The 12,524-nt window shown below is 36.0% G+C and carries 11 protein-coding genes; 5 read left to right on the top strand and 6 right to left on the bottom strand.

Going from position 1 to position 12,524, the window contains the following annotated elements; translation table 11 throughout:
* The 4 genes from ACIQ2S_RS06760 to ACIQ2S_RS06745 form a co-directional block, all read left to right on the top strand.
* Window positions 1–945, top strand: a 945-nt coding sequence (locus ACIQ2S_RS06760; protein WP_396174254.1) for an FtsX-like permease family protein, incomplete at its 5' end; no start/stop codon positions are given.
* Complete coding sequence (locus ACIQ2S_RS06755) at window positions 938–1,495, top strand: hypothetical protein (RefSeq protein ID WP_396174252.1); 558 nt, start codon at window positions 938–940, stop codon at window positions 1,493–1,495. The genes ACIQ2S_RS06760 and ACIQ2S_RS06755, both read left to right, overlap by 8 nt.
* A gap of 21 nt (window positions 1,496–1,516) precedes the next feature.
* On the top strand, window positions 1,517–2,209 hold the full coding sequence (locus tag ACIQ2S_RS06750) for a YjjG family noncanonical pyrimidine nucleotidase (RefSeq protein ID WP_396174250.1): 693 nt from the start codon (window positions 1,517–1,519) through the stop codon (window positions 2,207–2,209).
* 24 nt (window positions 2,210–2,233) lie between these two features.
* Complete coding sequence (locus ACIQ2S_RS06745) at window positions 2,234–2,944, top strand: hypothetical protein (protein WP_396174248.1); 711 nt, start codon at window positions 2,234–2,236, stop codon at window positions 2,942–2,944.
* On the opposite strand, the gene ACIQ2S_RS06740 is transcribed toward ACIQ2S_RS06745, so the two are convergent.
* Window positions 2,941–4,218, bottom strand: coding sequence for a replication-associated recombination protein A (locus ACIQ2S_RS06740; protein ID WP_396174246.1), 1,278 nt, complete (start codon window positions 4,216–4,218; stop codon window positions 2,941–2,943). The genes ACIQ2S_RS06745 and ACIQ2S_RS06740 overlap by 4 nt on opposite strands.
* Window positions 4,219–4,330: 112 nt before the next feature.
* Between ACIQ2S_RS06740 and ACIQ2S_RS06735 the strand changes: the two genes are divergently transcribed.
* On the top strand, window positions 4,331–5,086 hold the full coding sequence (locus ACIQ2S_RS06735) for a rhomboid family intramembrane serine protease (RefSeq protein ID WP_396174244.1): 756 nt from the start codon (window positions 4,331–4,333) through the stop codon (window positions 5,084–5,086).
* Here the strand turns inward: ACIQ2S_RS06735 and rlmB are convergent.
* The 5 genes from rlmB to ACIQ2S_RS06710 form a co-directional block, all read right to left on the bottom strand.
* Complete coding sequence (rlmB, locus tag ACIQ2S_RS06730) at window positions 5,083–5,820, bottom strand: 23S rRNA (guanosine(2251)-2'-O)-methyltransferase RlmB (protein ID WP_396174242.1); 738 nt, start codon at window positions 5,818–5,820, stop codon at window positions 5,083–5,085. The two genes, ACIQ2S_RS06735 and rlmB, sit on opposite strands and share 4 nt — an antisense overlap.
* Window positions 5,821–5,884: 64 nt before the next feature.
* Window positions 5,885–6,868 carry a hypothetical protein gene (locus ACIQ2S_RS06725; protein ID WP_396174240.1) on the bottom strand — a complete coding sequence of 328 codons (984 nt, stop codon included), beginning with the start codon at window positions 6,866–6,868 and terminating at the stop codon, window positions 5,885–5,887.
* A 14-nt stretch (window positions 6,869–6,882) separates the two neighbouring features.
* Entirely contained in the window at window positions 6,883–8,544 is a 1,662-nt protein-coding gene (locus ACIQ2S_RS06720) for a SusD/RagB family nutrient-binding outer membrane lipoprotein (RefSeq protein WP_396174238.1), read from the bottom strand.
* 12 nt (window positions 8,545–8,556) lie between these two features.
* Window positions 8,557–11,748 (bottom strand): SusC/RagA family TonB-linked outer membrane protein, encoded by a 3,192-nt coding sequence (locus ACIQ2S_RS06715; protein ID WP_396174236.1) that lies wholly within the window; start codon window positions 11,746–11,748, stop codon window positions 8,557–8,559.
* A 124-nt stretch (window positions 11,749–11,872) separates the two neighbouring features.
* Window positions 11,873–12,524 (bottom strand): ShlB/FhaC/HecB family hemolysin secretion/activation protein (locus ACIQ2S_RS06710; protein WP_396174234.1); only part of this gene is annotated, 652 nt, incomplete at its 5' end.

Genomic DNA, 12,524 nt, shown 5'->3' with positions numbered 1-12,524 from the left:
GATAAATTCTTTGGAACCCATGGCGATGCCGCAGAAGGAGACGTTCATGATGAATATGCCTATGTGGTCGTTGGAATTGCCTCACCTACCGGAAAAGTGATTGATAATTTAATTTTATGTACTGTTGAAAGTGTGTGGGAAATGCATTCCGGTCACGATCATGGTGGTGAAGCCCATTCGGAAGATGAAAATCCGCCGCATGGCGAAGAAGGACACATTCATGTAGAGGGCGACGAACACGATCATGAAGAGGTAGCTGAAAATCCACCACATGGTGAAGAAGGACACGTTCATGCAGAAGGCGAATCTAACGAAAAGGAAGTAGAAACAGAAAATCCTGCTCACGGCGAAGAAGGACATGTGCATGAAGAAGGTGACGAACACGATCACTCGGAAGAGAAAGAAATAACCGCAGTGTTGATTAAATTCAAAAACAAAATGGGTATTATTTCGTGGCCGCGAATGATTGCCCAAAATACCAAAATGCAAGCAGCGTTGCCTGCCATTGAAGTTAATCGATTGTTTTCATTGTTTGGAATTGGGCTACAAGCTTTGCAGTATTTAGCTTACGGAATCATGTTGATTTCAGGAATAAGTATTTTTATAGCATTGTACAATCGTTTGAAAGAAAGAAAATATGAGTTTGCTTTATTACGAGTGTCCGGAGCTTCGCGATTGCAATTATCAGCACTTGTTTTGTTTGAAAGTCTGCTACTTTGCGTGGTTGGATTTATACTTGGCACTATTGTTGGAAGAGTTGCATTACTATTAATATCCTCAACAACCGACGAACAATTCAAAATGGCGTTTAATCCGCTAACAATTATTTGGGAAAAAGAAGGTATTTTATTTTTGGTTACTATCTTTGTAGGCATCATTGCAGCAATGATTCCGGCAATCAAAGCCTACACATTAAATATTTCAAAAACATTAGCAAATGCGTAAAATTTATATCGTTTTCATTTTGATATTTGGAGTTTTAATTCTTTTAGACAGTTCGTTTGAACCACGTAAAGAATTCACGAATTCAGTAGGAAACAATTCAAAATCAGAACTTCAAACGGCCGCTTTTTTTCCAAATATCAATGCAGTCGAAAATAGCTTGATGCAAGCTCCCGATACTTTAACTTGGAAATTGTTAGGCGTGATTAAGTACGTCAACAAACCGAGTAAAGATTACCCAGATGGTGTGATGTTTCCAATTATTAACTCCACGTTAAAGGCCAAAGGCCAGAAAAAAATTGTCATGAGTGGCTTCATTGTCCCAATTGATAATGTGTCGTATGCCTTGAGTAAGAATGTATTTGCTTCATGTTTCTTTTGTGGGCAAGCCGGACCAGAAACAATCATGGGAATCAAATTTAAAGGAGCTACACCCAAATTGAAAACGGACCAGTATGTGACTATGGAAGGAACTTTTCGATACAATGACAATGATGTGAATGACTGGATTTATCATATTGAAAATGCTGTAATTGTAAAAGGGGGGAAGTAAATATTCCAAATTCCAAAATCCATGAGGCTTTTTCAAAACAAAACCGATATTTTCTTTGACTTAGATCATACCTTGTGGGATTTTGAGAAAAACTCGGCATTGGCTTTTGAAACTATTTTTCAAAAACATAAGTTTACTTTTGACTTGCCTCTTTTTTTAAGTCATTACACACCAACAAACTTAAAATATTGGAAGTTGTATCGAGATGAAAAAATTTCAACCGATGAATTGCGATATCTTCGTTTAAAGGAAGTTTTTGATTTGATGGATGAAGAAGTTGAAGATTCCCTAATTCACCTACTTTCTCAAGAATATATTCATTTTCTTCCACAGTTTAATCATTTATATGAGGGAGCTTTGGAACTTTTAGATTATTTGCATCCCAAATATCAGTTGCACATTATTACCAACGGCTTTGAATCCGTTCAAGCAGGAAAATTAAGAAACGCAAATATCGAAAAGTACTTTCAAACAGTTACAAATTGTGAAATGGTAGGTGTGAAAAAGCCAAATCCATTGATTTTTGAATTTGCGATTACCCATGCAAATACCCTGAAGGAACGAACGGTCATGATTGGCGATAGTTTGGAAGCAGATATTGAAGGAGCAATGAATATAGGAATGGATGTAATTTACTTTAATGAATTTAAAAAGCCGATTGAGTTAAAAATCCCTAGTGTATTTCATTTATCAGAAATAAAACAATACCTTTAAAATATTCATTCAAAACAGACACACATGAAATATAAAATAGCCTTACTTTTTTTATTTAGTTTTTTTGGCAGTTTTGCTCAAAGTGAAACTAAATATGCTGTTGTTCCCAATAAATTTAACTTTTTAATAAGTGAAAACCCCTATAATTTAAGTACGAATTTGAAATTGTATTTTGAGAAATTGGGTTATAAAGCTTTTATAGTTGGTGAGGAACTGCCTAAAGATTTGAATGAACCTTCGTGTAATACAATTTATCCTGATTTGATTGAAACAAATGGATTTTTGTCTACCAAAATTTCAATTGTTGCAAAAAATTGTAGAGGAGAAGTATTGGCTCAGTCTAAGGAAGGTGTCTCCAGAGAAAAAGATCGGCGGACAGCCTATTTACAAGCATTGCGTGGAGCAACGGAGACGTTTGTAATTTCAGAAGACCCTACATTTCGATCACTATCGGTTGAACCAACCGAACCCGAGGTTGCAAAAAATGTAGTTTTTGTTGAAACTGATGTCACAAATTTACCAACTTTGTATGCACAACCTATCGAAAATGGCTACCAGCTTGTTGATGCAACTCCAAAATTAGTACTTAAGATTTTTAAAACCTCGCAGCCCGATTATTTTACAGCCGTTTCGGAGGCAAAAAATGGGGTAGTTTTTAAAAAAGAAGGCGTTTGGTATTTTGAATACTATGAGAATAATGTTTTAAAATCCGAGAAATTGAATATCAAGTTTTAGTAGTTGTATTTATCTTTCCAACGATTTTTTAAAAATTCACGCGTGCCGTTTTCTCTTGAATTAACGCCAGGGTCATAAAATTTTGTTTCCTTAATGTCATCCGGTAAAAATTCTTGTTCTACAAAATTATTTTGATAGTCGTGTGCGTATTGGTATTCATCGCCATAACCTAATTCTTTCATTAATTTAGTTGGAGCATTTCGTAAATGAATAGGAACAGGCAGGTCACCGGTTTGTTTCACCACTTGTTGTGCTTTTCCAATGGCTAAATAACTTGCATTACTTTTGGGAGACGTGGCTAAATAAATGGCACATTGACTCAAGATGATTCTACTTTCGGGATATCCAATGGTTGCAACGGCTTGAAAGGTGTTATTTGCTACTATGAAAGCCGTTGGATTAGCATTACCAATGTCTTCACTTGCCAGAATAAGTAATCGTCTGGCAATGAATTTTACATCTTCACCACCTTCAATCATTCGGGCTAACCAATAGACGGCACCATTTGGATCACTTCCTCGAATTGATTTTATAAATGCGGAGACAATATCATAATGTTGTTCGCCGGTTTTATCATATAAGACGGTATTTTTTTGAACCAATTGCATCACTTTTTCATTGGTGATAGAAATTTCGTCATCCTCAGTGGCGTTTACGACCAATTCAAAAATATTTAGTAGTTTGCGTCCATCGCCACCCGAAAGTCTTAACAAAGCCTCTGTTTCAGTTAAATTTATTTTTTTGGATTGTAACAGGGTATCAGTGGCAATGGCTCGATGCAATAATGCTTCTAAATCAGCTTTTGAAAATGGATTTAAAACATATACCTGACATCTTGACAATAACGCAGGGATGACTTCAAAACTTGGATTTTCGGTTGTGGCACCTATTAAAGTGATCCATCCTTTTTCTACAGCCGCCAAGAGCGAGTCTTGTTGTGATTTGCTGAATCGATGAATTTCATCAATGAATAAAATGGGATTTTTGGCTGTAAATAAGCCACCACTTAATTTTGCTTTTTCAATAACTTCACGAATGTCTTTTACGCCTGCATTTATGGCACTTAAAGTGTAAAACGGACGTTTGCTTTCTTGAGCCATTATTTGAGCAAGAGTGGTTTTACCCGTACCTGGAGGACCCCATAAAATCAGACTGGGAATAATTCCTTTACTGATTTGTTGAGTTAATGAACCTTGCGGTCCCACCAAATGTAATTGGCTCACATATTCGGAAAGTTGCTGTGGTCGGATACGTTCTGCTAGAGGTGCTTCCATGATGTAAAAATAAGGATTTCTGACAAAAAAGCACTATTTTCGTTTTGGATGTATTTTTGATATTCGATACTAGCCGATTGAATCACTTTTTACATTTATAGCAGTAATTTCTATGCGTTCCAATCATTTTACTTTTTCTACTTCTGTTGTTGCATGGCCACTTTTTTTTGTGCTCGCAATGTGGATTGTTTTTTGGTTTGAGCTAAAATTTTCCGTTGATGTAAAAGATTTTGGTATTTATCCCAGAGATGTAAAAGGTTTACTAGGGATTTTATTCAGCCCTTTTATTCATGGAGATTTATTGCATTTGTATAATAATTCGATACCGTTAGTATTGCTTTTAGCTGCCTTGCGGTATTTTTATAGAAAAGTATCTTTTAATGTTTTGGTATTTGGTATCTTGATTTCCGGATTTCTGACTTGGTTGATTGGACGAGAATCCTATCATATTGGAGCAAGTGGATTGATATATGTACTAGTTTCTTTTATCTTTTTTAAAGGAATTCAAACGAAGTATTATAGGCTAGTTGCTCTATCATTAACCTTAATTATGGTCTACGGCGGATTAATTTGGTATGTTTTTCCGGATGTGGAAGAAGGGATATCGTGGGAGGGACATTTATCAGGTTTGATTACGGGTTTTGGAATGTCTTTATTTTTTAAAACACCGGAATATAAAAAACCTATTCGTTATGAATGGGAACTGCCTGATTTTGATCCGCAGTCAGATCCTTTTATGAAACATTTTGATGCAGAAGGTAATTTTGTGAATACCCCCAAACCTGAAGACGAAATTCCCAATTATTTCACTACTTCCATTCAAGTAATTTATGATTTTATTGGAATCAATAAAAAAGACTCAAATTAAGAAACACGTTGTCTGACAACCTCATACAAAAATGCACCACAAGCTACAGAAACATTTAATGATGCAATGGATCCATACATGGGTAGTTTTGCTTTTTCATCTACGATTTTCAAAACCGATGGGTTCACGCCTCTATCTTCACTTCCCATAACGATAGCAACGGGTTCATTCAACGAAATGGAATAGATATTTGCATCCGTTTTTTCAGTTGCTGCAACAATTTTTACGCCTGAACCTTGCAGGTAAAAGATAGCATCCTTAATATGCTCTACTTTACAAATGGGTACGTTAAATACAGCACCTGCACTTGTTTTAACAGTGTCACCGTTTACGGGAGCAGCTCCTTGTTTTCCGATTATAATTCCGGTAACACCTGTACATTCGGCTGTTCGAATGATAGCACCAAAATTTCGAGCATCTGAAATTTGATCCAAAATTAAAAATAATGGAGTTTGGCCACTTTCAAATGCTTGAATCACCAAAGCTTCTAAATCGTGAAATGCAACTGGTGCAACTGTTGCCACAGCACCCTGATGATTTTTTGCAGTCAGGCGATTTAATTTTTCAACAGGAACGTAGGTGAAATTTACTTTGTGTTGTTTCATGGTTTTTAACAACTCACGCATCAAATCTCCTTGTGCATCTTTTTGTAGAAACACCTTGTCTAATTCTTTACCTGCTTGAATGGCTTCAATGATTGCTCTGATACCAAATATTTGATTCTCTTTATCCATGGTGTAAAAGTATAAAAAAACCACCGCAATTGCGGTGGTTTTTCATAACTAACTATAAATAAACTTAATCTTGAAATATTGCTGGCCATGCCACATTTCCTTGTCTCGTAATTTCAACACGACCTCTGTCTCCATAGCCATTAATCCAATCAAGAGTCATTACTGCTCCCGAAACGCTTACCATTGTGTAGGTAAAGCTGTCCGAGTAAAAGTCTACTCCTTCGGTTACAATAGAACTGCAGAACCATTTGACTCTTGCAGTTGGTGATGTAGCAGGAGGATCGCCCCAACATACCCCATACATGCCAAAACTAAAATCGGAAGTTGTATATAACCCCGGAGTTGTCGTATTGCCCCAAACAACAGTGCCTGTAGTTGGGCCACAAGAAGATGTTCCAGCAGGGCCTCTACGTAAATTATACGAATTATAACTATGAGTACCAGCTAAACTTTCAGTAATAGGGCACACCACATTTAAAGTATACTTAAAGGGTGAACGGAAATAAATGCCACCAACCACATTACTATTTGAATTACCATAGGAGAATGTTCTACCATCGGTCATTACATAAGTAAAGACTACCAGAAATTGATCGGAGCCGCTATACTCGGTATCATCCAATGCAAAGAAAGTTAATATTTCACCTAATGTTGTTTCAAAGTTTAATCTAGGGTAACCGTTTGGTCCTGTAGAAAATTCTGATGCTTCGAAACTTTGCCAAGGTAATTCAGCAGTACTTGCTATCGGTCCACTTGAATTATTAACGTACGCCAAAGAAACATCTACACGTTCCAATAAAGTTCCGTTTTTATTATCCTGGGCTTCCAATACTAATTCAAATGGAGTTGTTTCTGCACCATAAGTTATTGGAGCACTGTTAAACACGACTCCAGTTTGAACTACTGTACCATTAATTTCAATGGTTCGTAATACACCACCTGCAGTGGTACCAGCAAAAACACTATCTACTTCATTATCAGCTTCACTACAAGATAGTGCCACCAAAAAAAGAGATAGAATTGATAAGTTTTTAAATATTTTTTTCATATTAAACAATTTTATTAATTACCGAAAGGAAACCCTGTTTCAGGGTTATTGTCCCAAAAAACTCTTTGTGTAACTACTTTTTGAGGGACATTTGGATTTGTATTTGTTTCAGATGCAGGATATAAAAAAGATCGAATAAATCCACCAGGATTAGGTTCTATATTTGCTTGAACATCTCTTGGGAACCCGGTTCTTCTATAGGCATTGTATGCGTCAATTCCATTGCCATACAATGTTATAAAAAACTCCTTTATCACCACATTTAACTTATCATTTGAACTTGCAGCTGCATCATAGATTGCTGAAACATCAGCTAAGTAGGTCACATCATTTGATAATGGTGGGACAAATGATAAATTAGCTGTCGGATCTTTTGAAACAAAGGCTCTAACTTTTGTGAATGATTTTTGAATACCATCCAACATTAAAGCTTTAGCATTTCCTGTACCTCCAACTAGTGCAGCTTCTGCTCGCCAAAAATCTACAGTAGAGCTTAATAATATTGGTGTTATACCATTTCCTTTGCCACCAAAGTTCAGTGCTGCGGCTCCTCCAATAGCTACAAAGTTGTTTCCATCAAATCTTCCTCCTGCCGGGTAAACGCCTGCAGCTGTTCTTTTAGCACGATCATTTGGTATTCCTTCATCATTGCCATGATCTCTACCCCAATAGCCATCATTGTTATCGATTATGCAGTAGGTATAGCCACCAGTAACATAATGCGGAGGTGCCGGTTCAACAGAACATCTGAGGTCTTGTTCGCTAACAGGAACGTCATTTACTTGGCGATAGAAATAATATCTCATCCTTGGATCTTGGACACTTTTTTCATTTCTCATTACATCCAATAACCAGTTGGCTTGGTAGCCAGCTTCAACACCCGACGGCGTATAATTAAGTATAAATTTAGGATGACGAGAATCTGGATTTGTGTTGGATACACCCCATGCGAACTGAAAGTCATCGCCCGTTTGAATGTAATTTCCTGAACTGATAATTTGATTAAAATTTGCTAGAGCTGTGGCATCTACCAATCGTGTTTGAATATAGATTTTTAATTTTATTGTATTAGCCAATCTAGCCCACTTCGTCCAATTTTTATTGTAATAAAAATCTACAGACGGAACCACAGTACTAGTGGCGTTAAAATTAGCAATAGCTTGATCTAAAAGAACCAATGCAGCTGCATACACTTCGGCACCTGAGTCTAACTTTGGGGTTAGATTATTAATGTCAAGTGCTTCTGAATAGGGGATATCTCCAAAAGTATCAACTAAAGAAACTATTGTAAAAGCCTCAAATACTTGGCCCATAGCAAGATGTTTTTTCAAATCACGTTCCGTTGCTATAGTGTTCATTACTTGAATGTTCTTTAATACATTTCTATAGGAACCACTCCATTCGGTGTTAAAAAATGTAGCACCGTAAGCGTTTTGATAATTTCTACCAAACATGTATTCAAGTCTAGAGACTTCTGCGGCAGAAGTTCCTAAGTTTTGAATGTTTGTTGCAAATGCAACTTGAACTCCACTCAAAATTAAGTCCGGATTTGTGGCACTCAAAGGTAACCCGTTCGGATCCTCTGTTTTATCTAAATCTGTTGTTTCACAGGAGGTGTTGATTAAAAGACCAACACTCAGGAACAATAGTGATATAAATTTAGTTGTTTTTTTCATATGTATATTTTTTTAAAATGTTGCTTTCAAACTGAAACCAAATCTTCTGCTAGTTGGACCATTTAAAAAGTCAAATCCTCTACCATTACCAACCCCTGTTCCAATTACATTTGGATCAAAGTTTACTCCTTTTGGAGTATTCAAAGCATTGTAATATAGATTGTTACCCGAAAAAGTGAAAGTCAATGCTCCAAACGGTGTATTTCTTAAATAATCTTTTGGTAAATCATACCCAAGTGATAATTCTTGCAAACGAATAACAGATGCATCGTAAACTCTTAATTCATCGGCACCTAAACCAATATTGTCAAAATAATAGGCAGACGCATTTATTTGCGTGGTATTTGGATTTCCATCAGCAGTTACGCCCGGTAAAATAAATGTACCTAAGCGATCATTGGTGTCCGTCGTTAAACCTCTGGCAAGAAGCGTTGAAATTGTTTGCGAATAGAAATCACCGCCATCTGTATAACTAAACAAAAATGACAAACTGATGTTTTTATAAGAAAATGTGTTGGAATTATTTAGAATATAATTTGGATTCGGGTTACCTATAATGAAGTTACCCTCCTCAATTTCATAGGCACCCGCACTATTTACGACCATGTTACCGTTAGCATCTCTAAGAACTCTGTTTCCAACCATCACTCCTAATTGTTCACCTACAATTGCTTGATTACCTAAATTAGTAAACCCTGCTATAGTTAAATTATTTGAACCACCTAAGTCTTTTACAATCATTTTACTAGTTGTAAAGTTAGTATTCATTCTCCAGTTGAATCCATCAGCATTATTTTTCACAATGTGAAGTCCTAAATCAAATTCAAATCCATCACCTTCCATTCTACCAATATTTGTAAAGGTACTAAGGTAACCAGTAGAATTTGCAATGGGTGACTGCGTTATTAAATTAGTATTTGTTCTGTCAAAATAAGAAGCATCCAAAATAATTCGATTGTCCACTAGTTGCGTTTCAATACCAATTTCAATTTCATTAAATAATTCTGGTTTTAAATTTGGATTTCCCAAAAGAGCGTTCGTGTTTTGAGAAGGATAAATCACACCATTAACATCTGAAAAATTTCTTGCAACTCCGTTAATAGTATTAGCAATCGGATATCCGGTCGCAAATCCAGCAGAATTACCCCAGCCGGCTCTGATTTTTAAGGTATTTAAACCATATGTTGAAGTTAATCCGTCAAATACTTTTGTAGGGATAAAAGCAACACTGGCACTAGGATAAAACGCAGAGTTTTCTTGAAGGTTTGATACCCAGTCATTTCTGGCTGATAGTGTTACATATATAAACTTTTTGTAATCAAAATCGGCTTGACCATAGACTCCAATGATGTTTCGTTCTTCAGTATACTGAATGGGGGATTGATTGGAGAAATTAAAATGTCTGAATATATCGAAGATTCCTTGGTCTGTACTAGAAACCCCTTGTCGATCATATTGTTCCATTCTAGAAGTTGCTCCTAAGTTAAATGTCATGCCGATAGTTTCACTTAAAGTGTAGTTTCCATTTAAAAGGAAATTGTGGTCCATAATTAAATTGTTGTTGTCAAAGGTTTCATAAATACCTAAAACTGGACCTCTTGGTGCACCTCTGTTTGTGCCACTAACATTTCGTTCGTTATAAAAATCATAACCTAGACGATACACAAGATTTAAATTTGAATTTATTTCAAAATTTAAAGCCGCATTACCAAAAACGCGATTCGTTAATTGTTCAAAAAATGAGTTGTTTACTGTCCAATACGGATTCAAAATATCACTTGATGAACGATAACTAACATTGGCACCGGTAATTGGATTTTGTGAAGGCCAGCCTTGCAAATCAACATTTCTTGGGGTATAGAATATATCTGCAAAAACAGACAAACCATCACCTTGAACTCCCGAACCATTACTTCTGGCAACAGGAGGGGTTTTGAAATCTGTCTTTGAATAATTCATAGTACCGCTTACTGTGAATTTATTTGATAATTGCGATCTACCCCCCATACCTAATGATACTCTGTTCAAACTATTACCGGGTGTAAATCCTTCATCATCCAAATAGCCAAAATTTACATTATAAGTAGATTTTTGATCATCAGAACTACCCGAAATATTTAAATTGGTACTTAAAACTGTTCCGGTATTAAAAAAATCTTTTACATTGTTTTCTTTTGCTTCCCAAGGTAAGCGTACGCCCTGTAGTTCTGGAAAGGCAACGGCTAAGTTAGCTCTGCTATAGGGGTGTAAGTAGGTACCGTCTGAACCAATTCCCGATCCTGCTTGACTCCAACCGCCTAAACCATTTGCATAGAAACCCGGACCCCAGTTACTGAAGAAATTTCCATAGGCTTGGTCAAAACCATTACCAAAAGTGTTTTGATAATCCGGTAATGAAGCTATTTCATTCATAAAAACAGATTGATTCAAGGTAATTTCAGTTTTTTTAGAGCCTTTTTTTGAAGATCCGGATTTGGTAGTTACTAAAATTACACCATTCTTTCCTTGTGTACCGTACAAGGTTGCAGCAGCAAAACCTTTAAGAACATTAATGCTTTCTATGTTATTAGGGTCTAAGTCTAAGAATCTACTAGATCCCGAGTTACCATCATTAAAATTACCTGATGCATTGGTGTCACTATTAAATGGAACTCCATCTACAATAAATAAAGGTTGGTTACTCCCTGTAATTGTAGTATAGCCTCGAATGATAATATTTGTTGCAGAACCAGAGATACCACTTGCTTGATTAATTACAACTCCAGAGGCTTTTCCGTTTAAAACACGGCCTATATCTCCTTCAGAACGTTGTTCAAGCTGTTCGGCTTTTACTTCACTAACAGCGTAGCCCAGTGCTTGCTTTTCTCTTTTAATACCTTGGGCCGTTACAATAACGCCTTCAAGTACTTGTTCGTCCTCTTCCAATTTGACGTTAATCAAGTTTGAGGTTACTGCCATTTCTTGCGTTTTTGTTCCAAGGAAGCTAAACACCAGTACTTGGTTACTAAGTGCTTTGATGGAGTATTTCCCATCAAAATCAGTTTGCGTTCCGGTTGATGTGCCCTTGATGACAATACTTACGCCCGGCAGGGGTAAGCCACTTACATCGGTAACAGTTCCCGAGACAGTTCGCTCCTGAGCAAAACTGATTTGCACAAAATACATTAGTATCACTACTAAGTAGAATTTCGTTTTTGAATTCATATTAAATAGGTTTGAATTAGTTACAGCAAACTTCCTAAAAATTTGTTAATAAACCAAATGTTTACAATGAAAATTAAATAATTTATTAAAGATTTGTTAACAATAAGCGGGATAGTAGATTAAATCAAAATCGAGATTTAAAATTAATCTGTATAATAGAATTTGATAAATCAAAATCCTGATTGCCGGAATTGCCGTTTGCATAAATTAAATTAAATTGGCCGTTTTTGGTTAAGATGCTAAAACCTACACCAAGTCCGATTAAAGAGTCTTCCAGATTTGTAGTCTGATCTTGATAGTAGCCGTAGTCAATAATGCTGTAGAGATATAAATTGCTCGCAATAATAAAGCGATATTCACTAAGGATTGATGCAAAGAAATTTCCTTGCAGACTATTTTCTCTAAATCCACGGATGGAGTTGATTCCTCCAAACCGATAGAGTTCGTTGGTCAAATAGTTGTCGCTTTTTAAATAGTAATTCTGACTCCTCAGGGAAATATTATTTTTTTGATTCAAATAAAAATGATACATGACATCTAAGGATGCAAAAAATTGATTTTCTTCGCTTTGGACTGTTTCTCTATTTCCGGAACCAATTTTTAAATCGAATTTTGTTTTTTCAGGAAAAATAAGATCTTCAGGTTTGAATAAAGTATAAATGTACTGCGAAGTGTAAAAGGAATTACTAAAATCACTTAGAAACGCAGAATTAGAATTCTGAATATCTGCTGATTGGGTGCTTTGACGACCTAAAAATAAACGCGAATTATAATTA

This window comes from Flavobacterium sp. (genome assembly GCF_044371705.1).
Taxonomy (GTDB): domain Bacteria; phylum Bacteroidota; class Bacteroidia; order Flavobacteriales; family Flavobacteriaceae; genus Flavobacterium.
This window is presented reverse-complemented; position numbering and strand designations above follow the sequence as displayed.